Source organism: Kitasatospora sp. NPDC048239, assembly GCF_043202015.1.
Taxonomy (GTDB): Bacteria; Actinomycetota; Actinomycetes; order Streptomycetales; family Streptomycetaceae; genus Kitasatospora.
The window spans coordinates 97664-120146 of sequence record NZ_JBICZP010000006.1; the positions used below are offsets into that span (position 1 = coordinate 97664).

Annotated in this window: 20 protein-coding genes; 11 read left to right on the forward strand and 9 right to left on the reverse strand. The window is 73.5% G+C overall.

Features of this window, described 5'->3' with window-relative positions; genetic code table 11:
• Positions 1-55: 55 nt before the first annotated feature.
• Positions 56-2122 carry a prolyl oligopeptidase family serine peptidase gene (locus ACGFZP_RS18035; protein WP_392933704.1) on the reverse strand — a complete coding sequence of 689 codons (2067 nt, stop codon included), beginning with the start codon at positions 2120-2122 and terminating at the stop codon, positions 56-58.
• Positions 2123-2200: 78 nt separating this feature from the next.
• Here ACGFZP_RS18035 and ACGFZP_RS18040 point away from each other — a divergent pair, with 78 nt between their 5' ends.
• Entirely contained in the window at positions 2201-3373 is a 1173-nt protein-coding gene (locus ACGFZP_RS18040; RefSeq protein ID WP_392933707.1) for an aminotransferase class V-fold PLP-dependent enzyme, read from the forward strand.
• A gap of 22 nt (positions 3374-3395) precedes the next feature.
• Here the strand turns inward: ACGFZP_RS18040 and ACGFZP_RS18045 are convergent, their stop codons facing one another.
• Entirely contained in the window at positions 3396-3728 is a 333-nt protein-coding gene (locus tag ACGFZP_RS18045; RefSeq protein WP_392933708.1) for an ArsR/SmtB family transcription factor, read from the reverse strand.
• Positions 3729-3756: 28 nt separating this feature from the next.
• The gene (locus ACGFZP_RS18050) at positions 3757-4134 is read right to left on the reverse strand and encodes a hypothetical protein (protein ID WP_392933711.1); all 378 of its coding nucleotides are present in this window, start codon (positions 4132-4134) and stop codon (positions 3757-3759) included.
• A gap of 253 nt (positions 4135-4387) precedes the next feature.
• On the opposite strand from ACGFZP_RS18050, the gene ACGFZP_RS18055 reads away from it, so the two are divergent.
• Positions 4388-7243 (forward strand): DEAD/DEAH box helicase, encoded by a 2856-nt coding sequence (locus tag ACGFZP_RS18055; RefSeq protein ID WP_392934658.1) that lies wholly within the window; start codon positions 4388-4390, stop codon positions 7241-7243.
• 61 nt (positions 7244-7304) lie between these two features.
• On the opposite strand, the gene ACGFZP_RS18060 is transcribed toward ACGFZP_RS18055, so the two are convergent.
• The 3 genes from ACGFZP_RS18060 to ACGFZP_RS18070 all read right to left on the reverse strand — a co-directional run bounded on the left by ACGFZP_RS18060 (position 7305) and on the right by ACGFZP_RS18070 (position 10473).
• A complete protein-coding gene (locus tag ACGFZP_RS18060) occupies positions 7305-8246 on the reverse strand; it encodes a 5'-3' exonuclease H3TH domain-containing protein (RefSeq protein ID WP_392933713.1) in 942 nt (313 codons plus the stop codon).
• Between the two features lie 71 nt (positions 8247-8317).
• On the reverse strand, positions 8318-9376 hold the full coding sequence (locus tag ACGFZP_RS18065; RefSeq protein WP_392933714.1) for a cation diffusion facilitator family transporter: 1059 nt from the start codon (positions 9374-9376) through the stop codon (positions 8318-8320).
• Positions 9377-9738: 362 nt separating this feature from the next.
• The gene (locus ACGFZP_RS18070) at positions 9739-10473 is read right to left on the reverse strand and encodes a gamma-glutamyl-gamma-aminobutyrate hydrolase family protein (protein ID WP_392933717.1); all 735 of its coding nucleotides are present in this window, start codon (positions 10471-10473) and stop codon (positions 9739-9741) included.
• Between the two features lie 155 nt (positions 10474-10628).
• Here ACGFZP_RS18070 and ACGFZP_RS18075 point away from each other — a divergent pair, with 155 nt between their 5' ends.
• The 4 genes from ACGFZP_RS18075 (at position 10629) to ACGFZP_RS18090 (ending at position 15424) form a co-directional block, all read left to right on the forward strand.
• A complete protein-coding gene (locus ACGFZP_RS18075) occupies positions 10629-12017 on the forward strand; it encodes a glutamine synthetase family protein (protein ID WP_392933718.1) in 1389 nt (462 codons plus the stop codon).
• Positions 12018-12022: 5 nt separating this feature from the next.
• A complete protein-coding gene (locus ACGFZP_RS18080) occupies positions 12023-13396 on the forward strand; it encodes an aldehyde dehydrogenase family protein (protein ID WP_392933721.1) in 1374 nt (457 codons plus the stop codon).
• A 22-nt stretch (positions 13397-13418) separates the two neighbouring features.
• Positions 13419-14225 (forward strand): 3-oxoacyl-ACP reductase, encoded by an 807-nt coding sequence (locus tag ACGFZP_RS18085; RefSeq protein WP_392933723.1) that lies wholly within the window; start codon positions 13419-13421, stop codon positions 14223-14225.
• A gap of 98 nt (positions 14226-14323) precedes the next feature.
• Positions 14324-15424, forward strand: a complete 1101-nt coding sequence (locus ACGFZP_RS18090) for a DUF2510 domain-containing protein (protein ID WP_392933725.1) — start codon at positions 14324-14326, stop codon at positions 15422-15424.
• Positions 15425-15562: 138 nt separating this feature from the next.
• Here ACGFZP_RS18090 and ACGFZP_RS18095 read toward each other — a convergent pair whose 3' ends face one another.
• On the reverse strand, positions 15563-16483 hold the full coding sequence (locus ACGFZP_RS18095) for a lytic polysaccharide monooxygenase (protein WP_392933728.1): 921 nt from the start codon (positions 16481-16483) through the stop codon (positions 15563-15565).
• A gap of 270 nt (positions 16484-16753) precedes the next feature.
• Positions 16754-17998, reverse strand: a complete 1245-nt coding sequence (locus tag ACGFZP_RS18100; RefSeq protein WP_392933731.1) for an amino acid deaminase/aldolase — start codon at positions 17996-17998, stop codon at positions 16754-16756.
• A 116-nt stretch (positions 17999-18114) separates the two neighbouring features.
• Here ACGFZP_RS18100 and ACGFZP_RS18105 point away from each other — a divergent pair, with 116 nt between their 5' ends.
• Positions 18115-18858, forward strand: coding sequence for an SseB family protein (locus ACGFZP_RS18105; RefSeq protein ID WP_392933732.1), 744 nt, complete (start codon positions 18115-18117; stop codon positions 18856-18858).
• Positions 18859-18949: 91 nt separating this feature from the next.
• On the opposite strand, the gene ACGFZP_RS18110 is transcribed toward ACGFZP_RS18105, so the two are convergent.
• Positions 18950-19327: a DUF1844 domain-containing protein gene (locus ACGFZP_RS18110; RefSeq protein ID WP_387949410.1), complete on the reverse strand. Its 378-nt coding sequence runs from the start codon at positions 19325-19327 to the stop codon at positions 18950-18952.
• 485 nt (positions 19328-19812) lie between these two features.
• Between ACGFZP_RS18110 and infC the strand changes: the two genes are divergently transcribed.
• The 4 genes from infC (at position 19813) to ACGFZP_RS18130 (ending at position 22475) form a co-directional block, all read left to right on the forward strand.
• Positions 19813-20562 (forward strand): translation initiation factor IF-3, encoded by a 750-nt coding sequence (gene infC, locus ACGFZP_RS18115; RefSeq protein ID WP_392934659.1) that lies wholly within the window; start codon positions 19813-19815, stop codon positions 20560-20562.
• 140 nt (positions 20563-20702) lie between these two features.
• Entirely contained in the window at positions 20703-20897 is a 195-nt protein-coding gene (gene rpmI / locus ACGFZP_RS18120; protein WP_329486877.1) for a 50S ribosomal protein L35, read from the forward strand.
• A 109-nt stretch (positions 20898-21006) separates the two neighbouring features.
• Positions 21007-21402, forward strand: a complete 396-nt coding sequence (rplT, locus tag ACGFZP_RS18125; protein WP_030055649.1) for a 50S ribosomal protein L20 — start codon at positions 21007-21009, stop codon at positions 21400-21402.
• 197 nt (positions 21403-21599) lie between these two features.
• Positions 21600-22475, forward strand: a complete 876-nt coding sequence (locus ACGFZP_RS18130) for a TrmH family RNA methyltransferase (protein ID WP_392933736.1) — start codon at positions 21600-21602, stop codon at positions 22473-22475.
• Positions 22476-22483 lie beyond the last annotated feature (8 nt).

The following is a 22483-nucleotide window of genomic DNA, read 5'->3' on the forward strand; positions in this document are numbered from 1 at the left end:
CCCGTGCGGGCACCGCACCCGGAGTGTGGCAGGCGGTACCGGTGAACTCAACGGATCACCCCAGGGTCTCGCGCAGGAAGGCGAGTTCGGCGGCCGTGAGCTGTTCGTTCACCCCGTTCGGGGTCATGTGGGTGATGCCCGGCAGCGGCAGCACGCGGTGCGCCCGGCCGGCCCGGGTGAGCGCCTGGGAGAGCAGCAGGGTGTGCGAGGGGTGGACGTTGTCGTCGGCCAGGCCGTGGATCAGCAGCAGCGGCCGGGAGAGGCCGGGCGCGTCGTCGACCAGACAGTCGGCCGCGTAGCCCTCGGGGTTGTCCTGCGGCAGGCCGAGGTAGCGCTCGGTGTACGCGGTGTCGTACTGGCGGAAGTCGGTCGGTGCCGCGCCCGCGCAGGCGGCGTGGAAGACGTCCGGGCGGCGCAGGACGGCGAGCGCCGCGAAGTAGCCGCCGTAGGACCAGCCGCGCACGGCGACCCGGGTGAGGTCGAGGTCGGGGTGGGTGGCGGCGAGCGCGTGCAGGGCGGCCACCTGGTCGTCCAGCGCCACCTGGGAGAACCGGCGGAAGATCGCCCGGGTGAAGTCGGGGGAGACGAAGGGGGTGCCCCGGTTGTCGGTGGTGACCACGGCGAAGCCCTGGTCGGCCCACCACTGGCGGAGCTGCCAGCGGCGCGGCTCGTTGGCCACGGCCTGGAAGCCGGGCCCGCCGTAGACGTCCAGCAGGACGGGCAGCCGCTCGCCAACCCGGTGCTCGCGCGGGTACACGACGGCGGTGGGCAGGGCGAGTTCGGTGACCCGGGCGAGCTGCGGGGTGACCTTGTAGGGCAGCGCGGCGGCGTGGTCGGCGAGCTCGATCTCCTCGCCCTGGAACAGCACCCGGCGGCGGACCCCGTCCGGGCCGGCGGAGGTGAGCAGCAGGGTCTCGCCGGCGGCGAGGGCCGAGTGGACGCCGGGGCCGGTGCTGAGCCGCTCGGGCGCGCCGCCGTCCGGGTCGATCAGGTGGACGTGCTGGTCGGCCGGGTCGCCCTCGCCGGTCTCGCAGAGCAGCCGCCCGCGCAGCCGGCCGACCACCCGGCGGATCTGCAGCCCGGTGGTGTCGAGCGGCTTGCCGTCCACCGCCAGGCCGCGGGCCTCGGGGGTGTCGAGGACGGTGAGGAGCCGGCCGCCGTCCAGCCGGGCCGGGGTGCCGGGCAGGTCGTCCACCCAGAACTCGTCGGTGGTGCGGGAGAGTTCGGTGCACACGCCGGTGGCCGGGTCGGCGCCGAGCAGCAGCACGTTCTGCTGCAGGCGGTCGGCGACGGTGAGCAGGATCTCCTCGTCGGAGGCCCATTCGGCGGCGCAGAGGTAGGGGAACGCCTCGGTGTCCCAGTGCAGTTGGACCCGGGTGCCGTCGAGGCCGAGGATCCAGAGCCGCACCTCGGCGTTGGGCCCGCCGGCCTGCGGGTAGGCGAAGTCCTCGGACCGCTCGGCCGGCCGGGCCGGGTCGGCGAAGTAGCGCCGGGGGAGGGCGGACTCGTCCACCCGGGCGGCCAGCAGCGCACCGCCGTCGGGGCGCCACCAGTGGCCCCGGGAGCGGCCCAGCTCCTCGGCGGCGGCGAACTCGGCGACGCCCCAGCGGGCGCCGTCGGCGGGGCTGAGCGGGCGGGGGTCGGGGTGGACGTACAGCGCGTCTCCGGCGACGTAGGCGACCCGCCGGCCGTCCGGGGCCGGGCGCGGGTCGAAGGCCGCTCCGGCGGTGGGGAGTTCGGTGGTGGCACCGGTGGCGGTGTCGGTGCGGAACAGCCGGCCGTCCAGGGCGAAGACGGCGGTCGCGCAGTCGGCGGTGGCGGCGAACGAGCCTATGCCGGCCGCGGTGAGCCGGATACGCTCGCGCAGGCGGCGCTCGACGGCCGGCAGGTCGTCCCGGTCGCCGGTGCGCTCCGGGGCGAGCGCGGCGGGGTCGGCGACCAGGCGCTCCTGGCGGGTGGCCAGGTCGAGCAGCCGGAGCCGGTCGACCGGGTCCTCGGAGCCGGTCGAGCGCAGCAGGAGCAGCCGGCTGCCGTCCCCGGCGAGGACGAACGCGCGCGGGGCGCCGTAGGTGAAGCGGCCGGTGCGGGCGCTGAGGGAGAGAAAGGGGTCGGTGATGGTCACCGCCCGATGGTCTCCGCGAGGCGGTCGGCTCACCAGTATTATGTCATGTGAAATGTCACACATCATGACGGAGGAATCGTGACCGAGGCCCTGCGGACTGTCGAGCCCCCGGCCCCCCTGCCGGACACGGACGGTCTGTTCACGCTGGACGGGGAGACGGCGCACCTCAACCACGGCTCCTTCGGTGCCGTCCCCGTTCCGGTGCAGCGGGTCCAGGAGCGACTGCGCAGGGAGATGGAGCGCGACCCGGACGGCTTCTTCGCCGACCTGCCCGCCCGGGTGGCGGCGGCCCGGGTCAGGCTCGCCGCCGAGCTCGGCGCGGATCCGGACCGGTCGGTGCTGGTCGGCAACGTCACCGAGGGCATCGCCATCGTGCTGGACTCCGTCCCGCTGGCGGCCGGGGACCGGATCCTGCTCACCGACCACGGGTACGGCGCGGTCGAGCTGGCGGTGCGCCGGCGTGCGGCGGAGGCCGGGGCCGAGGTGCACGTCGTCCGGCTGCCGCTGGACGCCCCGGACGAGGACGCCGTCCGCGAGGCCGTCCTGGCCGGGGTGGACGACCGCACCGTGCTGGCCGTCCTGGACCAGATCACCTCGGTCGGCGCCCGCCGGATCGCCGCCCCCGAGCTGCTCGCCGCCCTGCGCGGGCGCGGGGTGACCACCGTGGTGGACGGCGCCCACGCCCCCGGCACCTTCACCGACCCGATCGACGAGGCGGCCGACTTCTGGGTCGGCAACCTGCACAAGTGGGCCTTCGCCCCGCGGGCCACCGGCCTGCTCGCGGTCCGCCCCGAGTGGGCCGGCAGGGTCCGCCCGCTCGCCGTGTCCTGGGAGCACGCCGGGGGCTTCCCGGCCGCCGTCGAGTGGCGCGGCACGGTCGACTACACGGCGTGGCTGGCCGCCCCGGCCGGCTTCGAGGTGCTGCACGGGCTCGGCGCCGAGCGGGTGCGCGCGCACAACGACCGGCTCGCCGAACACGGGCAGCGGGTGCTGGCCGAACGCGCCGGGCTCCGGCCGCTGCCGGGCCAGGCGGGCGTGCCGATGCGCGCGCTGCGGCTGCCGCCGGGGCGGGGCGAGGTCGATGCGGACGCCCGCGCGGTGATGGCCTGGCTGTGGGAGCGGGCGGCGGTGCGGATCGCGGTGCGCCCCTGGGCGGGCGGCGGCGTGCTGCGGGTCAGCGCGCAGCTGTACAACCGGCCCGAGGAGTACGAGCGGCTGGCGGCGGCCCTGGGGGAGATGCTGCGCGGCTGACGGACGGGCCCGGCGGGGCCGGTCAGTCGGCGGCCGCCCGCAGCTCGGCGAGCAGCAGGTGCTGGTCGGCGAGGAGCACGGTCAGGATCCGCCGGGCCGCCCGCAGCAGGTCGGCGACGTCCCCGCCGGCCAGGGCGTACACCACCGTGCCGCCTTCGCGGGTGGCGGTGACGATCCCGGACCGGCGCAGCACCGCGAGCTGCTGGGAGAGGCTGGACGGTTCGACCTCCAGCTCCCCCAGCAGGTCGCGCACGGGCGTCGGCCCGGCCTGCAGCAGCTCCAGCACCCGGATCCGGACGGGGTGGCCGAGCATCCGGAAGAACTCGGCCTTCGCCTGGTACAGCGCTACCGCCACGACTCTCCCCTCCCTGGTGGCAGGCCGGTCAGATCTCCAGTGCGAGTTCGATCCGCTTGAGCTGGTGGCGGGCCATGGCGAGGTTGGAGCGGCCGCGGTTGAGCGCCAGGAAGAGGAACAGGCCGCGGCCGTTCTGCGTGGTGAGCGGGCGGACCAGGTGGTACTGGCTGGTCAGGCTGACCAGGATGTCCTCGATCTCGTTGTCGTGGAGGCTGAGCATCTCCATGGTCCGCATCTTGGCCCGGACCAGGTCGGTGTTGCCGGCGGCGGCGACGTTGAGGTCCAGCTCGCCGGTGTCCCCGCCGAGGGTGCCGAGCGCCATGCCGCTGCCGTAGTCGACCAGGGCGACGCCGATCGCGCCGTCGATGCCCATGGCCTCCTTGAGGGACGTCTCCAGGTTCGCCATCGTCTTGCTCCTCCCGTGCGTGGTGGCTGTTGGGCTCCGAATGTAGGGAGGGTCGCGGGCGGTCCACCGGGGATGACCGGAGAAGTTCGAAGCCGGTGCCATCGTGATCACTTGAAGATGTTTGCAACTATGGATCTGAGAGAGAACTGATCTCGTCGCATCTCTTCGCACGAAAAACGGTGCTATCGATGTCGGTCCTCCCGGGTAACCTCTCGCTGAGATGCGAGATCACACCAACCACACCCGGACGGCGATGAACACCCCTCAGCCCGAGCAGTCCGAAGACCAGGAGCTGAGCCCCGCCGAGGCGTACGCGGCCTTCCGCCGCAGGGCCAAGGAGCAGGCCACCGCCCTGTACGGCTTCCAGCAGCTGTACGACTTCCCGCTGGACGACTTCCAGCTGGAGGCCTGCCAGGCCCTGGAAGGCGGCTCGGGCGTCCTGGTCGCCGCCCCCACCGGCTCCGGCAAGACCATCGTGGGCGAGTTCGCGGTCCACCTCGCGCTCCAGGGCGGGCGCAAGTGCTTCTACACGACGCCGATCAAGGCCCTCTCCAACCAGAAGTACGGAGACCTGGTCAAGCGCTACGGCGCCGACAAGGTCGGCCTGCTCACCGGTGACAACAGCGTCAACGGCGACGCCCCCGTGGTGGTGATGACCACCGAGGTGCTGCGCAACATGCTCTACGCGGGCTCCAGCACCCTCAACGGCCTCGGCTACGTGGTCATGGACGAGGTGCACTACCTCGCCGACCGCTTCCGCGGCGCCGTCTGGGAGGAGGTCATCATCCACCTCCCCGAGTCCGTCACCCTGGTCTCGCTCTCCGCCACCGTCTCCAACGCCGAGGAGTTCGGCGACTGGCTGGACACCGTGCGCGGCGGCACCAAGGTGATCGTCTCCGAGGTCCGCCCGGTGCCGCTGTGGCAGCACGTGATGGCCGGCAACCGGATGTACGACCTGTTCGCCAACCCGGACCGCGACGGCCGGCCCAAGGACGCCCCGCGCAACCCGGCCAAGGCGGTCAACCCCGAGCTGGTCCGCCTCGCCCGCTCCGAGCTCGACCGCAACCCCCGCGACAAGTTCGGCCGCGGCCGCGGACGGAGCATGCCCAACGGGCGGCCCGGCAAGGTCTGGACCCCGGGCCGGGTCGACGTCATTGACCGCCTGGACTCCGAGGGCCTGCTTCCCGCCATCACCTTCATCTTCAGCCGGGCCGGCTGCGAGGCCGCCGTGCAGCAGTGCCTCAGCTCGGGCCTGCGGCTCAACAAGGACGGCGACCGGGGCCGGGTCCGCGCCATCGTCGAGGAGCGCTGCGCCGACATCCCCGACGAGGACCTGCACGTCCTCGGCTACTTCGAGTGGCTGGACGGGCTGGAGCGCGGCATCGCCGCCCACCACGCCGGCATGCTGCCGCGGTTCAAGGAGGTGGTCGAGGAGCTCTTCGTGAAGGGCCTGGTCAAGGCCGTCTTCGCGACCGAGACCCTGGCGCTGGGCATCAACATGCCCGCCCGCTCGGTGGTCATGGAGAAGCTGGTCAAGTGGAACGGCGAGACCCACGCCGACATCACCCCCGGCGAGTACACCCAGCTCACCGGCCGGGCCGGGCGGCGCGGCATCGACGTCGAGGGCCACGCCGTCGTGCTGTGGCAGCGCGGCCTCGACCCGGAGGCCCTGGCCGGCCTGGCCGGCACCCGCACCTACCCGCTGAAGTCCTCGTTCCGGCCGTCCTACAACATGGCCGTCAACCTGGTCTCCCAGTTCGGCCGGCACCGCTCCCGCGAGCTCCTGGAGACGTCCTTCGCGCAGTTCCAGGCGGACCGCTCGGTGGTCGGGATCGCCCGCCAGGTCCAGCGCAACGAGGAGGGACTGGACGGCTACCGCGAGTCCATGACCTGCCACCTCGGGGACTTCGACGCGTACATGGACCTGCGCCGCCGCCTCAAGGACCGGGAGAACGACCTCGCCCGCGAGGGCAGCAGCCAGCGCCGGGCCGAGGCCGTCGAGTCCATCGAGCAGCTCAAGCCGGGCGACGTCATCCACGTCCCCACCGGCAAGTTCGCCGGCCTCGCCCTCGTCCTCGACCCGGGCCTGCCGCCGGTCAGCCGCTCCCCGCGCGGCAACCCGCGCCACCCGGACTTCGCCGACGGCCCGCGCCCGGTGGTGCTCACCTCCGAGCGGCAGGTGAAGCGGCTCGCCATGATCGACTTCCCGCATCCGGTCGCCGCCGTCGAGCGGGTGCGCATCCCCAAGTCCTTCAACCCGCGCAGCCCGCAGTCCCGGCGCGACCTCGCCTCCGCGCTGCGGACCAAGGCCGGCCACCTGGAGCCCGAGCGGTTCCGCAAGGGCCGCGCGGCCGCCGCCGACGACCCGGAGATCAGCCGGCTGCGGGCCGAGCTGCGCCAGCACCCGTGCCACGGCTGCGACGAGCGCGAGGACCACGCCCGCTGGGCCGAGCGCTACCACCGGCTGCACCGCGACACCGAGCTGCTGGAGCGCCGGATGCGCTCCCGCACGCACACCATCGCCCGCACCTTCGACCGGGTCTGCGGGCTGCTCACCGACCTCGGCTACCTCCAGGGCGACACCGTCACCGACGACGGCAAGCGGTTGGGCCGGCTCTACGGCGAGCTGGACCTGCTCGCCTCCGAGTGCATCCGCGAGGGCGTCTGGAGCGGGCTGGGCGCCGCCGAGCTGGCGGCCTGCGCCTCGGCGCTGGTCTACGAGGCCCGGCAGTCCGACGACGCCGCCGCCCCCCGCGTCCCGGAGGGCGGCGCCAAGGAGGCGCTCGGCAAGATGGTCCGGATCTGGGGCCACCTGGACGCCCTGGAGGAGCAGCACCGGATCAACACCGCCGAGGGCGTCGGCCAGCGCGAGCCGGACCTCGGCTTCGCCTGGCCGGCCTACCGCTGGGCGCTGGGCCACAGCCTGGACCAGGTGCTGCGCGACGCCGACATGCCGGCCGGCGACTTCGTCCGCTGGACGAAGCAGCTGATCGACGTCCTCGGCCAGATCCAGGACGCCGCCGGCGAGGACGCCGAGCTGCGCCGGACCGCCCGCAAGGCGGTGGACGGCCTGCGCCGCGGCATCATCGCCTACTCCTCGGTGGGCTGACGCAGGCGCGCGACAGGAAAGGGGCCCGTCAGCTCGACGGGCCCCTTTCGCGCGCCGAGGCTCAGCGCGCCAGGACGGCCAGGACCCGCTCCAGGGAGGTGCCGAGGCCCCAGCGGGCGGAGAGCTCCTCCAGCGACATCGGGTCCAGCGGCTCGTGCGGCAGCGCCGGGTCGAAGTCCGGCAGCGGTGCGTCCTCGGCGACCCGCACCACCGTCGGCGCGACGTCCAGGTAGGCGCCGCCCTCGACGATGTTGCGGCGCCGGGCCGGCGTCAGCTTGGAGCCGATGTCCAGGGCGGCGGCCCGGATCGCGGCCAGGTCGCCGTACTCGTTGATCAGCTGGGCGGCCGTCTTCTCACCGATGCCCTTGACGCCCGGCAGGCCGTCGCTCGGGTCCCCGCGCAGCGCCGCCATGTCGGCGTACCGGGAGCCGGGCACGCCGTACTTCTCCAGCAGCACGGCGTCATCGGTGACCTGGAGGTTCCCCATGCCCTTGACCGGGTAGAGGACGGTGATCCCGCGGGCGTCGTCGACCAGCTGGAACAGGTCGCGGTCGCCGGTGACGATCTGCACCGGCCCGGTGGCGCGGGCGGTCAGGGTGCCGATCACGTCGTCGGCCTCGTAGCCGGGGGAGCCGACCCGGGCGATGCCGAGCGCGTCCAGCACCTGCTCGATCACCGGGACCTGCGGGGCGAGCGTGTCAGGCACCTCCTCCTCGCCGTCCTCGGCCGCCTCGGCGACCCGGTGCGTCTTGTAGGAGGGCACCAGGTCGACCCGCCACTGCGGGCGCCAGTCGGCGTCCATACAGGCGACCAGCTGGTCCGGGCGGTGGTCCTGGACCAGCCGGGTGATGAAGTCCAGCAGGCCCCGGACGGCGTTGACCGGTTCACCCTGCGGCGAGCGCAGGGTGTCCGGCACACCGTAGTAGGCCCGGAAGTAGAGGCTGGCGGAGTCGAGCAGCATCAGTCGCGGTGCGGTCACGGGTGCGGTCACGCCCCCGATCATGCCGTACCGGACCGACGCCGCGCCGCTCCCCGCCCGTGCCGGGCCCGGGCCCGGTCGCCGTCCGCGGCGGGTCAGTGCTTGTGCGGGCCGGCGCGGTGGACCGGGCCGTGCGAGTCGGCGCAGTGCTCGGGGCCGGTGTCCGTCGGCGCGGTGATCTGCAGCAGCCCGCCCGCCTCGTCCTCGCCGACGTGGTCCACCTGGAGGGTGCTGTGGGTGATCCCGTACTCGTCGGCCAGTCGGCGCTGGAGTCCGCGGCGCACCGCGTGGCAGTCGCCGCCCGGGGTGACCAGGATGTGCGCGGACAGGGCGGGCTGGTTGGAGGTGATCTCCCAGATGTGCAGGTCGTGGATCTCCTCCACCAGCGGCTGGGCGACCATCCGGTCCGCCACCGAGTCCGGGTCGATCCCGGCCGGCGCGGCCTCCAGGAAGATCCGCCCGGAGTCCCGGACCAGGCCGATGCCGGCCTTCAGCATCAGCGCGACCACGATCAGCGAGGCGATCGCGTCGGCCCGGGAGAAGCCGGTGACCAGCATCACCGCACCGGCGACGGCGGTGGCGATGAACGCGTACAGGTCGGTCAGCACGTGCTGGAAGGCGCCCTCGACGTTCAGCGAGCTGCGGTTCGCCTTGGACATGCACCAGGCGGCGGCCAGGTTGACCACGATCCCGACCAGCGCGGTGACCAGGACCAGCGAGCCGGCCACGTCCGGCGGGTCGATCAGCCGGGCGACCGCCTCGTAGCCGAGCCAGGCGGAGAGCACCAGCAGCGTCACGCCGTTGGCCTGGGCGGAGAGGATCTCGGCCCGCTTGAGCCCGTAGGTGTAGCCGCCCCTCGCCGGCCGGGCGGCCAGCCGCATCGCGACCAGTGCCAGCACGATCGAGGCGGCGTCGGTGAGCATGTGCGCGGCGTCCGAGATCAGTGCCAGCGATTCGGCGGCGAAGCCCACCACGACCTCGCCGGCCATGAACACCACGATCAGCGCGAGCGCGCTCAGCAGCCAGCGGCGGTCGGCGTCGGCGGCCACCCCGTGCGAGTGCCCGCCGTGACCGTGCCCGCCGTGACCGCGGCCGCCGTGGGCATGCCAGTGGTCATGCGCATGATCATCGTGGGAGTGCTCGTGCCCGGCCATCGAAGTCCTCTCCTGGACGCACGGGGTGGAGTAAGGGGCGCAACCGCCCTGCACCCGAAGTGAACCGCAGATCGGACAAAGATCCAAAGGCTGTACTGGTGACCGTTGTCGTTGCCGCCTGGCCCGCCTCGCCCGACCGGAGCACGCCCGTGGTGAGCAGGCGGGACGCCCCCCGTCGGGCGCCACCTCCTCAACGCCGCCGCCCCCGGTCAGGTCACCCCCGAGCCCCTGGGCCCGACCCGTCCGCCTGTCGGACCTCCGCTCGTCCACTCCGGGCCCGGCAGGCGCCGCGCCGGACAACCCTGCTCCACCCGAAGGGAGTTGTCCGGCGCGTCCTGGGCCCCGTCCGGCCCCGTCCGGTCCTAGCCGGCCACCGCCTCCAGCGGCACCGACCGGGCCGCCGTCGCCGCCCGCACCAGCGCCTGCATCACCCGCAGGTCCTCGCCCTGCTCCGGGTGCCACTGCACGCCCAGCGTGAAGCCCGGCCCCTCCACCGACTCGACGGTGCCGTCCGGCGCGTACGCGCCCACCCGCAGGCCGGCGCCCAGCCGGTCCACCGCCTGGTGGTGGAAGGTCGGCACGGTCAGCTCGGTCTCCGGCAGCAGCCCGCCGAGCAGCGTCCCGGGCACCGGCCGCACGGTGTGCTCCCCGTACCTGCCGGGCGAGCCGCCGTGCACGTCCGGGCTCACCACGTCCGGCAGGTGCTGCACCAGCGAGCCGCCGCAGACCACGTTCAGCACCTGCATGCCCCGGCAGATGCCCAGCAGCGGGATCCCCGCCGCCAGCGCCGCCCGGATCAGCGCCGACTCCCAGTGGTCCCGCTCCGGTGAGTCCACCTCGGTGCGGGGGTGCGGCGGCTGCCCGTAGTACGCCGGGTCGATGTCCGGCCCGCCCGCGATGACCAGGGCGTCCAGCCGGGCGAGCACCTCCGGTGCGCGTTCCGCGGCGTCCGGCGGCAGCAGCACCGCGATCCCGCCCGCATCCCGTACGTATGCGGTGTACCGCTCGGGCACCAGCGCCACCCGGCGGTCCCGCCAGTCGCTCCAACTCGCGTCCACCACGTAGGTGCTGACGCCGATGAAAGGCCTGCGATCCATGGCGGGCATTCTCCTCCCGCACCGCCCGTTCCCTCGTCAATCACGCATATCGGCGCGCCACACCCGCCCGCCCTCTTCCGCGCCGTCCGGGCCAGGCCGTACGGTTCGCTGTGACCGGTTGATCTCGCTGAGTGATCGAGTAGGAGGGTTCCGCCATGCCCGACCACACCCCCGGTGCCACCGCGCCGCCGCGCCCGCCGCTCACCCTGGACCAGCTGCGCACCCTGGTCGACACCGGCGAGATCCACACCGTCGCCCTCGCCTTCACCGACATGCAGGGCCGGCTCCAGGGCAAGCGCTTCGCCGCCCGGTTCTTCCTCGACGAGGTCGCCGAGAACGGCGCCGAGGCCTGCGACTACCTGCTCGCCGTCGACATCGACCTCAACACCGTCGACGGCTACGCCCTCTCCTCCTGGGAGACCGGGTACGGCGACTTCGCCATGCGCCCCGACCTCGCCACCCTGCGGCTCACCCCCTGGCAGCCCGGCACCGCCCAGGTCACCGCCGACCTCGCCCGGCACGGCGGGCGCCCCGTCGCCGCCGCCCCCCGGCAGCTGCTGCGCCGCCAGATCGAACGCCTCGCGGAGTACGGCCTCACCGCCGACATCGGCACCGAGCTGGAGTTCCTGGTCTTCCGCGACACCTACGAACAGGCCTGGCTCGGCGGCTACCGCGGCCTCACCCCGGCGAACCAGTACAACGTCGACTACTCCCTGCTCGGCACCGCCCGGGTCGAGCCGCTGCTCGCCCGGATCCGCAACGAGATGGCCGGCGCCGGACTCGTCGTGGAGTCCGCCAAGGGCGAGTGCAACCTCGGCCAGCACGAGATCGCGTTCCGCTACGCCGACGCCCTCACCACCTGCGACCAGCACAGCGTCTACAAGACCGGCGCCAAGGAGATCGCCGCCCAACAGGGCTGCGCGCTCACCTTCATGGCCAAGTACGACGAGCGCGAGGGCAACAGCTGCCACATCCACCTGTCGCTGCGCGACGCCGTGGGCGCCCCCGCCTTCGCCGGCCGCGACGGGCGAATGACCGACACCATGCGCCACTTCCTCGCCGGACAGCTCGTCGCGCTGCGCGAGTTCAGCCTGCTCTACGCGCCGAACATCAACTCCTACAAGCGCTACCGGCCCGGCTCCTTCGCCCCGACCGCCGTCGCCTGGGGCCGCGACAACCGCACCTGCGCCTACCGCGTGGTCGGCCACGGCCCCGGCCTGCGGATGGAGAACCGCGTGCCCGGCGGCGACGTCAACCCGTACCTCGCCGTGTCCGGCATGATCGCCGCCGGGCTGCACGGTCTCCAGCAGAAGCTCGACCTGCCCGCCCCCTGCCTCGGCAACGCCTACGCCGTCGACGAGTACGCCCGGGTGCCCGCCACCCTGCGCGAGGCCGCCGACCTCTGGGAGCGGAGCGACCTCGCCCGCGCCGCCTTCGGCACCGACGTGGTCGAGCACTACCTCAATATGGCGCGGGTCGAACAGGCCGCCTACGACGGCGCCATCACCGACTGGGAGCGCTACCGGTCCTTCGAGCGGATGTGAGCACCATGCCCGAGCCCGCCGCCGGCACCACCGACGTCCTCGACCCCACCACCGGGGCCGTCCTCGCCACCGTCCCCGACACCACCCCCGAGCGGCTCGACGCCGCCGTCCAGCGCGCGCTCAAGGCCCAGCAGGGCTGGGCCGCCCTCGCCCCCGGCGACCGGGCCCGGCTGCTGCGCCGCTTCGCCGACCAGGTCGAGGTGCACATCCCCGAACTCGCCGCGCTGGAGGTTGGCGAGGCCGGCCACACCCTCGGCAACGCCCGCTGGGAGGCCGGCAACGTCCGCGACCTGCTGGAGTACGCCGCCGGGGGAGTGGAGCGGCTGACCGGCCGGCAGATCCCGGTGGCCGGCGGCCTGGACGTCACCTTCCACGAGCCGATCGGCGTGGTCGGCGTCATCGCCCCCTGGAACCTCCCGATGCCGATCGCCGCCTGGGGCTTCGCCCCGGCCCTCGCGGCGGGCAACGCGGTCCTGCTCAAACCCGCCGAGGCGACCCCGCTCACCGCCCTGCGACTGGCCGAACTCGCCCTCGCCGCCGGGCTGCCCGAGGGCCTGTTCCAGGTCGTCCCCGGCGCCGGCACCACCACCGGGCGGGCCCTGGTCGACCACCCGGCCGTCCGCAAGGTCGTCTTCACCGGGTCGACCGTGGCTGGCAAGGAGGTCGCCGCCCGCTGCGCCGCCCGCGCCAAGCGGGTCACCCTCGAACTCGGCGGCAAGAGCCCCAGCATCGTCTTCGCCGACGCCGACCTCGCCCGCGCGGCCGACCCGATGTCCTTCCTCGACAACAGCGGCCAGGACTGCTGCGCGCGCAGCCGGATCCTGGTGCAGCGCGAGGCCGTGGACGACTTCCTCGCCCTGCTGCTGCCCGCCGTCGAGGCCGTCCGCACCGGGGACCCGGCCGACCCGGACACGCGGCTCGGGCCGCTGATCTCCGCCGCCCAGGTCCGCCGGGTCGCCTCCTACGTCACCCCCGACCTGCCCGTGCTCGCCCGCGGCGCGGTGCCCGAGGGCCCCGGCTTCTGGTACCCGCCGACCGTCCTCGCACCCGCCGACCCGGGCGTACCGGCCGTCACCGAGGAGATCTTCGGCCCGGTCGCCGTGGTGCTGCCCTTCGAGGACGAGGCGGACGCCCTGCGGCTCGCCAACGCCACCCGCTACGGGCTCTCCGGCTCGATCTGGACCCGCGACCTGGGCCGGGCGCTGCGGCTGGCCCGGGGCGTGGCCGCGGGCAACCTCTCCGTCAACTCGCACTCCTCGGTGCGGTACTGGACGCCCTTCGGCGGCTTCGGGGAGTCCGGCATCGGCCGCGAGCTGGGGCCGGACGCGCTGCGCCACTTCACCGAGACCAAGAACGTCTTCATCCACACCGAGCCCTAGGGTCCGAGGAGTAGGAGCCCCCATGACCGAGAAGCCAGCCGGGACCGCGAAGGACGCCCCGGTCTGCCGGCGGCTGGTCGGCCGCACGGCCGTGATCACCGGCGCGGGCAGCGGCATCGGCCTGGCCGCCGCCCGCCGGCTCGCCTCCGAGGGGGCCCGGGTGGTCTGCGCCGACCTCGACGAGAAGACCGGCAAGGCGGCCGCCGCCGAGGTCGGCGGCCTCTTCGTGCACACCGACGTCACCGACCCGTACATGGTCGAGGCGCTGTTCGACGAGGCCTACGAGACCTTCGGCAGCGTGGACGTGGCGTTCAACAACGCCGGGATCTCGCCGCCGGAGGACGACTCCATCCTGACCACCGACCTCGAGGCCTGGCGCAGGGTCCAGGAGGTCAACCTGACCTCCGTCTACCTGTGCTGCAAGGCGGCGCTGCCGTACATGCGGCGGCACGGACGCGGCTCGGTCATCAACACCGCCAGCTTCGTGGCCAGGATGGGCGCGGCCACCTCGCAGATCTCCTACACCGCCTCCAAGGGCGGGGTGCTGGCGATGTCCCGGGAGCTTGGCGTGCAGTTCGCCCGGGAGGGCATCCGGGTCAACGCCCTGTCGCCCGGGCCGGTGGACACCCCGCTGCTGCGGGAGCTGTTCGCCAAGGACCCGGAGCGGGCGGCGCGCCGGCTGGTGCACATCCCGCTGGGCCGCTTCGCCCGGCCGGAGGAGATCGCGGCCGCCGTCGCCTTTCTGGCGAGCGACGACTCGTCCTTCATCACGGCGAGCGAGTTCCTGGTCGACGGCGGCATCGCGGGGGCCTACGTCACCCCGTTGTAGGCCGTATCCGGGGTTCTCACCGGAATCTCATGGAAAACACCGGGAATTCGGGCCCGCGCTGATATCGCGTTTATCCGGCGCCCTTTAGATTCTCTTTCGTGAGTGAGCAGATCCCCGCCGGGTGGTACCCGGACCCCAAGGACACCGGCGGCGACCCGAGGCCGCAGCGCTGGTGGGACGGCAAGGGCTGGACGGCCGACACCCGGCCCGCACCCTCGGACGCCCCGCCGACCAGGGCGGCGGCTCCGGGGCCGGAGACGGCCGCCGAGACGACGGTGCTGGAGGGGGAGGTGCTGGGGAGCGGGCCGTCGGTCCGCTACCCCGAGCCGCCCCCCTTCGGCGCCGCCTACGGCACGGCCGTGCCACAGCCGCCCAAGCCCCGGCGCAAGCCCTCCGCGGCGGTCGTGGCGGCCGCCGTGGCGGCCGTGCTCGGGCTGGGCGTCGGCTCCGGCGTCACCTACCTGGCGATGGACCACGACTCGGACCGGGGCTCGCGCCGGGCCACGCCGCAGTCCGCCCCGCGCGGTGAGAACGGCCCCTGGGGCGGCCTGCCCGACTTCGGCGACGGCGGCAACGGGAACGGCGGCGGCAACGGGAACGGCAAGGGCGGCGGCAACGGCGGCTCCGGGGACGGCAAGCAGGCCGGCGGCGGCACCGCGGCCGACCTGGTCAACCGGATCACCCTGCCCGTCCCCGCCGGCTGGGAGGGCGGCACCACCAGCGACGGCTACGCCGCGCTCAGCATCGGCTCGTACAAGTGCGAGGGCGCGGCCGAGGGCGCCAACCAGTGCTCGCTCGGCGGCGCCAACACCAACCGGATCGCGGGGGGCGGCAGCGACGTCCAGGCGGCGGCCAAGGCCGACATCGAGAAGGCCGCCAAGGAGTCCTACAACGAGATCAACTCCCACGAGGAGCTGAAGTCCGAGGCGGTCAAGGTCGACGGCCGCGACGGCTACCTGGTCCGCTGGAAGGTCGACGCGGCGAAGGGCAACGACGGCTACGTCGAGACCGTGGTCTTCCCGTCCGCCGACGGCAAGAACCTGGTCGCCGTCCACCTCGGCTTCGACATCGCGGACAAGGCGCCCGACGTCGCCGTGATGGACACGATCGTCAAGGGCATCGCCGACTACACCGGCAAGCTCCCCGCCTTCCCCGGCGGTGGCGGCCCGGGCGGCGCCGACGGCGGCGCCAACACCTGACCGGCCCGCGCTGCTCACGCACGGCGGCCCACCCGGAATCCGGGTGGGCCGCCGTCATGGTTTCACCCGATGCGGGGGCATCGGCCGGGTCCGGACCGCACGGGGGTCGGTGAACGGTCCGGCCCCGGCCTCCGGCGGTCAGGCGCCGCGTCGAACAGCCTCGATACGACGACGCCGGAGAACCATGCCGGCCCAGCCGACGCTGATCGCGGCGGCGCCGCTCAGCAGCAGCGGGCCGGTGGCCGAGGTGCCGACGGCGGCGTTGGCGGTCGGAACGACCGCGCCGGCCGGCTCGAGGGCGTTGCCGCCGTGCCCGTTGTGGGACACGGTGGACTTGGACTGGCCCGCGGCGATCTGCTGCTCGCTCGGCGCGACGGGCGCGTCGGCGGCGAGGGCCGGGACCGGCTGCCCGGCGGCGGCCGCGCTGCCGAAGTCGACGTCGGAGCAGCTGTAGAAGGCCTCGGGGCTGTCGGTGCGCTGCCACACCATGTAGAGCAGCTGGCGGCCGGTGCGCTGCGGCAGCGTGCCGGTGTAGCTGTAGTAGCCGTCCGCGGCGGTCCGGCTGGTCGGGATCACCGCGACCGGGGTGGCCTCCAGGTCGGACCACTTCAGCGGCTTGGTCGGGTCCCAGCTCTGCTTGGTGATGTAGACGGTCTGGTTGCCCTGGTGCGGCGCGGTGACGCGGAACTTGAAGTTGAAGGAGCCCGAACTCACCGGGGTGGCAGGCCAGTCGGTACGCGGCAGGTCGAGGGCCTTGTACTTGTCCCGGTTCGCCGAGCAGAGCTTGCCGTCCGGGATCAGCGCCTGGTGGTGGCCGTCCGCGTTGGCGATGTTGACCTCGTTCCAGTCGTACAGCGGCTGGGTGCCGCTCATCGCGACGAGGTCCTTGCACACCTGGGACTTGGGGGTCTCCGGGCCCTCGGCGTAGCAGGCCGCGACCCGGCTCACCGGGTTGGTCATGGTGCCGTGGGCGCTGGCCGTACCGGCGGTGGAGGCCGCCACGGCGAGGAAGGCGGCGCCAAGGACGCCGACGGAGAGGGCACTTCGCTTGAAGGACATGGGGTGGGGACTCCTTGACCGTCTTCCGGGCCGAGAGTGTGGGGGAGTGGACACGTCTGCCCGAGGGGCCGCCGGCCCGGCACTCTGACCCCCGGCTGAGCGTATGATTGGACTAGACCAACTGGCAATAGCCTGTGGTGGCGTACTTTTTGACGGACTGTAGCCGTACGCGCAGCACAAAGGCCCGATGGGACACCGGAGTTAGGTGTCCCATCGGGCCCTTTTAAGGTCTGGCTAAGCCGCGGCCGACGCGCCCCCGGCGGGCCGCCCTCAGAGGAAGGTCAGCCCCTCGCCCCGGTAGGTCGGGACGCTGCGCACCACCCGGTCGCCCTCGATCAGGTGCAGCTCGGGGAAGCGCTCGCACAGCTCGCCCGCCTTGGCGTGCCGGAACCAGACCCGGTCGCCGATCAGCAGGTCGTCGGCGGCCGCGCCGAGCAGCGGCGTCTGCACCTCTCCGGCGCCCTCCACCGGGTCGTAGCGCAGCCCCTGCGGCAGGTACGGCACCGGCGAGCGGTCCGGTCCGGCCGCGCCCGAGGCCGGGTAGCCGCCGCCGAGCACCGTCACCACGCCGAGGCCGGGCCGGCGCACCACCGGCTGGCCGAACAGCGCGGCCGGGCGGCCCCGGAACGAGCGGTAGTGGTCGAACAGCCGCGGGAGGTACAGCCCGGAGCCGGCCGCGACCTCGGTCACCGCGTGCTCGGCCGCGGTCGACTCGACGCTGCCGGTGCCGCCGCCGTTGACGAACTCCAGGTCGGCGACCTGCCGCAGCCGCCGCACCGCGGCCGCGCGGCGCCCGGCCAGTTCGGCGCGCGCCCTGGCCTGCATCAGCCGGATCATCCGCGAGCGCACCGGCCGCCCGGGCACGATGTCGCCGACCCCGGCGATGTGCCCCTCGTACGCCATCAGCCCGACCACCCGGAAGCCCGGGCGGCGCTGCACCAGTTCGGCGAAGGCGCCCAGGTCCTCGGGCGCGTGCAGCGGCGAGCGCCGGGCGCCGACCCGGACCCGCCCGTTGAACAGCCGCAGTGCGGTGTCCAGTTCCAGGCAGACCCGGATCTCGGCGGTGCCGGTCCTGGCCCGGTCGATCAGGTCCAGCTGGGCCGGGTCGTCCAGCAGTACGGTGACGGCGCCGGCCAGCGCCGGATCGGCGGTGAGCTCGGCGAAGGCGGCCCGGTCGGCGGAGGGGTACGCGAGCAGGATGTCGGTGAACCCGTGGCGGGCCAGCCAGAGCGACTCGGCGAGGGTGAAGCTCATCACCCCGGCGAAGCCGTCCATCGCCAGCACCCGCTCCAGCAGCGCCCGGCACCGCACCGACTTGCTGGCCACCCGCACCGGCTTGCCCGCGGCCCGCCGCACCAGGTCCGCGGCGTTGGCGTCGAAGGCCGCCAGGTCGACCACGGCCACCGGGCCGTCCAGCCCAGCGGTGGCCCGGTCGTACCGCGCCCGGTCGGCACCGGGCGAGGCCTCGGCGGGGGCGGACGCGGCGGTGCGGGCGGCGAGTTCGGGCGTGGCCATGCGCGCAGACTGCCACACAGCCACTACCGGTGGGTAGGGGCGCGACACGACCGGCCCAGGCCGGGCCCGGGCGGCCGGACCGGGCCGGGGGCGTGAGGTGGCATAGGGTCGGCCGGGTGGATCGCAAGAACATTCCGAACCCAGGATTCGCCGAGGACGACGGCACCGCCGACCCGGCGCTCGCCGCGGCGCTCACGCGCTGGTCCGAGGACCGCACGGCCGAACCGGAGGTGCTCGCGGCGCTGACGCCGACCCGGCTGATGGTGCCGATCGTCGCGATCCTCGGCGAGGTGGAGATCGACGAGCACGGCCACAAGCACGACAAGAGCAGCGACATGGCCGTCCCGGTGGTCGAGGCCCCCGACGGCCGCCGGGCGCTGCCCGCCTTCACCTCCCTGGAGGCGATGGCCCGCTGGCGGGCCGACGCCCGCCCGGCTCCGGTGGCCGCGCCGCAGGCCGCGATGGTCGCCTTCTCCGAGCGCGCCGACACCCTGCTGATCGACCCGGCCGGCCCGGTGGCCTACCAGCTGTCCGGCGCCCGGCTGCGCGCGCTGGCGGAGAACCGTCCGTACCTGCCGCCGGTGCGCGACCCCGAGGTGCGCGAGGCGGTGCGGGCGCTGCTGGCGGCCGAGCCGCAGGTGGTGACCGGTCTGCTGGCGCCCTACGAGGACGGGGACGGCCTGCTCGCGGTGGTGTTCGAGCCGGGCCTGGACCAGCAGGCCGTCCAGGCGGCCGCGCAGCGGGTCGGGCAGGCCGTCGCGGCCGATCCGGTGCTGCGGGTCCGGCTCGACCGCGGCCTGAGCCTGGCGGTGCTGCCGGCCGGCGCCCGGCTGCCCGGCGAGCCGCTGTACCAGCGGTAGCGGCAGGCCCCGGACACCGCTGAAGGCGCCCCCTCGTCCGACGAGGGGGCGCCTTCAGCGGTGTCCGGCGGTTTCGCCGGGCAGCCGGGGCTCAGGCGTAGACCGGACCGGTGAACTTCTCGCCGGGGCCCGCGCCCGGGGCGTCCGGGACGAGGGAGGCCTCGCGGAAGGCCAGCTGGAGCGACTTCAGGCCGTCCCGCAGCGGCGCGGCGTGGAAGTTGCTGATCTCGGGGGCGCCGGCGGTGACCAGCCCGGCCAGCGCGGTGATCAGCTTGCGGGCCTCGTCGAGGTCCTTGTCCGCCTCGCCGCCCTCGGCCAGCCCGCACTTGACGGCGGCCGCGCTCATCAGGTGCACCGCGACGGTGGTGATCACCTCGACGGCCGGGACCTCGGCGATGTCCCGGGTGAGGTCGTCGAAGCCGAGCGCCTCGTCGTCGGAGGCGGGGTTCTGGGTGGGCTCGGTGCTCAAGGGGACTCACTCCGTCGTGCCGGTGTACGTACACCAGGAGCGTACAAGGGAGCGGGGGGACGGCCCGGGCCACGGGGAGCGAGGGGCGGAATACCGCCGGGAGTCGAAACGCTGTATGCTTCGAGACTGACCGGCCGGGAGCCCCCAGGGCGCCTGGCCAGCAAGTGGAGGCTCCACTCACACAGGAGGCCCGAGAGGGCAACCGCGAAAGTCTCCCACCTGATCGGCCTCACCGTCGACGGGTCCCGGTCCGCGACAAGCGCCGCAGGGCGCCGAGTCGCCGCAGTACCCCTCACGGGTACCGCCCCCGGATATGTGGAGCCCCGCTTGCACCGAGCGGGGCTTTTTTCGTGTCGCGGTGCATGCAGTGCCTAGCAGCAAGTCAGGCAGCGCAGCACGAATGAAGCCCCGCCCAGTGGTCGAGTCCACTACGTGCGACCGCCGCCCGACGGCCGCATCGCAGAAGGTGCAACCGAGGAGGCCCCATCAGCACCGAGCCCCGCATCAACGACCGGATTCGCGTCCCCGAGGTGCGACTCGTCGGTCCCAGCGGCGAGCAGGTCGGCATTGTGCCGCTTGCCAAGGCGCTGGAGCTTGCGCAGGAGTACGACCTTGACCTCGTCGAGGTCGCGGCGACCGCCCGGCCGCCGGTGTGCAAGCTCATGGACTACGGCAAGTTCAAGTACGAGTCGGCCATGAAGGCCCGTGAGGCGCGCAAGAACCAGGCGCACACGGTCATCAAGGAGATGAAGCTCCGGCCGAAGATCGACCCGCACGACTATGACACCAAGAAGGGTCACGTCGTCCGGTTCCTCAAGCAGGGCGACAAGGTCAAGATCACGATCATGTTCCGCGGTCGTGAGCAGTCCCGCCCCGAGCTGGGCTTCCGACTGCTGCAGCGGCTGGCGAACGACGTCCAGGACCTGGGCTTCGTGGAGTCCTCGGCCAAGCAGGACGGCCGAAACATGATCATGGTTCTTGGCCCGCACAAGAAGAAGACCGAGGCGATGGCCGAGGCCCGCGCGCTCGCCGACGCCCGCAAGGCCGAGCGACAGGGCCGGACCCCCGGCTCCGACGCCGCCGAGCTGGACGAGGACGCGGCGCTCGAGGCCGAGAACGCCGCGGCCGAGGCGGAGGCCGACGAGGCCGACGACATCGAGGATGTCGAGGCCGCCGAGGACACCGAGGCCGCCGCCGAGGTCGAGCAGCCGGCCGAGGCCTCCCAGGACGCCTGAGCCTTCACCGGCCAGGGCGGCCCGGGGGACCGGCCACCAGGGTGACGGGGCGTCCCGCCCGGTCATCACAGATCCATCCTTCACGCCCGCGCGGCGCAAGCCGTGCGGGCGTGGACGGACCGACGAGGAGATACGGCGAAATGCCGAAGCAGAAGACGCACAGTGGCGCCAGCAAGCGCTTCAAGATCAGTGGCTCTGGCAAGGTGCTGCGCGAGCGCGCGGGCCGTCGCCACCTCCTGGAGCACAAGCCCTCGACGCTGACCCGCAAGCTGGCCGGCACCGTCGTGGTGGCCCCGGCTGACGCCAAGAAGATCAAGAAGCTTCTCGGCAAGTGATCGCCCTCCCGTCCGGTGCGAGCCGTCGACGGGGCAGCTGATCCTTCCCGACCCATTCGAATGACGGACCACGTGAAGTAGTCCGTGGTCCAACTCAAGGAGTAATCAAGTGGCACGCGTCAAGCGGGCAGTCAACGCCCACAAGAAGCGCCGGGTCATCCTGGAGCGCGCCAGCGGCTACCGGGGCCAGCGCTCGCGCCTGTACCGCAAGGCCAAGGAGCAGGTCACCCACTCTCTGGTCTACAACTTCAACGACCGCAAGAAGCGCAAGGGCGACTTCCGTCAGCTGTGGATCCAGCGCATCAACGCTGCGGCCCGCGCCAACGGCATCACCTACAACCGCTTCGTGCAGGGCCTGAAGGCCGCGAGCGTCGAGATCGACCGCAAGATGCTTGCGGACCTCGCGGTCAACGACCCGGGCGCGTTCGCGTCGCTCGTCGAGGTCGCCCAGAAGGCGCTGCCGGCCGACGTCAACGCCCCGAAGGCTGCCGCCGACGCCGCCTGATCCTCCTGGATCAGCTGAGCTGACCGGACCCGCAGGCTCCATCCTGCGGGTCCGGTTTTGCGTTCCGCGCGTTCCGCGTTCGCGCGCCCCCGGCCCGACCGCACGGCCCGACCGCACGGGCCCCTCCGGACCGGCCCGCCGCACGGGCCCGCTGTACCGGCCCCCCGCCACCGGCTCCCCGCCCCAGAGACGAGAACATGCCGAGCACCGACACCCCCCTGCTGACCTCCCTGCGCTCGCCCCGGGTGATCGCCGCCCGCCGGCTCGCCAAGCGGAACCAGCGCACCAAGGAGCGCCGCTTCCTCGTCGAGGGCCCGCAGGCCGTCCGCGAGGCCGTCGCCTTCGGGAAGCTGCCGGGCTCGTCCGAGCACGCCGTGGTCGAGGTGTACGCCACCCCCGAGGCCGCCGAACGGCACGCCGGCATCGTCGCCGCCGCCCTCGCCGAGGGGCTGCCGGTGCTCACCGCCACCGACGAGGTCGTCGCCGAGATCTGCGACACCGTGACCCCGCAGGGCATCGTGGCGCTCTGCCGCTTCATCGACACCCCCTTCGAGGAGGTGCTCAGGGCCCGCCCCCGGCTGGTGGCGGTGCTCGCGCACGTCCGCGACCCCGGGAACGCCGGCACCGTGCTGCGCACCGCCGACGCGGCCGGAGCGGACGCCGTGGTGCTGACCGACGCCTCGGTCGACCTGTACAACCCCAAGGCCGTCAGGGCCTCGGTCGGCAGCCTGTTCCACCTCCCGGTCGCCGTCGGCGTGCCGGTCGAGGAGGCCGTCGCCCGGCTGCGCGAGGCGGGCGTACGGGTCCTGGCCGCGGACGGCGCGGGGGAGCGCGACCTCGACCAGGAGCTGGACGAGGGCACCCTGGGCGCGCCCGGCGCATGGGTGTTCGGCAACGAGGCGTGGGGTCTTCCGGAGGAGACCCGCGCACTCGCCGACGAGGTGGTGCGCGTACCGATCCACGGACACGCCGAGAGCCTCAACCTCGCCACGGCCGCCGCCGTCTGCCTCTACGCCTCCGCACGTGCTCAGCGCTCGCCCGGAGGGTGTCGCGCACAGGGCCAGGAGCGCTAGGGTCTGCC

What these genes read in the sequence shown, in the direction of transcription:
- ACGFZP_RS18065 (WP_392933714.1), bottom strand. Translation starts at nt 9,376, where the DNA reads ATGGCCGGGCACGAGCACTCCCACGATGATCATGCGCATGACCACTGG.
- ACGFZP_RS18070 (WP_392933717.1), bottom strand. Translation starts at nt 10,473, where the DNA reads ATGGATCGCAGGCCTTTCATCGGCGTCAGCACCTACGTGGTGGACGCG.
- ACGFZP_RS18060 (WP_392933713.1), bottom strand. Translation starts at nt 8,246, where the DNA reads ATGATCGGGGGCGTGACCGCACCCGTGACCGCACCGCGACTGATGCTG.
- ACGFZP_RS18095 (WP_392933728.1), bottom strand. Translation starts at nt 16,483, where the DNA reads ATGTCCTTCAAGCGAAGTGCCCTCTCCGTCGGCGTCCTTGGCGCCGCC.
- ACGFZP_RS18055 (WP_392934658.1), top strand. Translation starts at nt 4,388, where the DNA reads ATGAACACCCCTCAGCCCGAGCAGTCCGAAGACCAGGAGCTGAGCCCC.
- ACGFZP_RS18100 (WP_392933731.1), bottom strand. Translation starts at nt 17,998, where the DNA reads ATGGCCACGCCCGAACTCGCCGCCCGCACCGCCGCGTCCGCCCCCGCC.
- ACGFZP_RS18080 (WP_392933721.1), top strand. Translation starts at nt 12,023, where the DNA reads ATGCCCGAGCCCGCCGCCGGCACCACCGACGTCCTCGACCCCACCACC.
- ACGFZP_RS18050 (WP_392933711.1), bottom strand. Translation starts at nt 4,134, where the DNA reads ATGGCGAACCTGGAGACGTCCCTCAAGGAGGCCATGGGCATCGACGGC.
- ACGFZP_RS18130 (WP_392933736.1), top strand. Translation starts at nt 21,600, where the DNA reads ATGCCGAGCACCGACACCCCCCTGCTGACCTCCCTGCGCTCGCCCCGG.
- ACGFZP_RS18075 (WP_392933718.1), top strand. Translation starts at nt 10,629, where the DNA reads ATGCCCGACCACACCCCCGGTGCCACCGCGCCGCCGCGCCCGCCGCTC.
- rpmI (WP_329486877.1), top strand. Translation starts at nt 20,703, where the DNA reads ATGCCGAAGCAGAAGACGCACAGTGGCGCCAGCAAGCGCTTCAAGATC.
- ACGFZP_RS18085 (WP_392933723.1), top strand. Translation starts at nt 13,419, where the DNA reads ATGACCGAGAAGCCAGCCGGGACCGCGAAGGACGCCCCGGTCTGCCGG.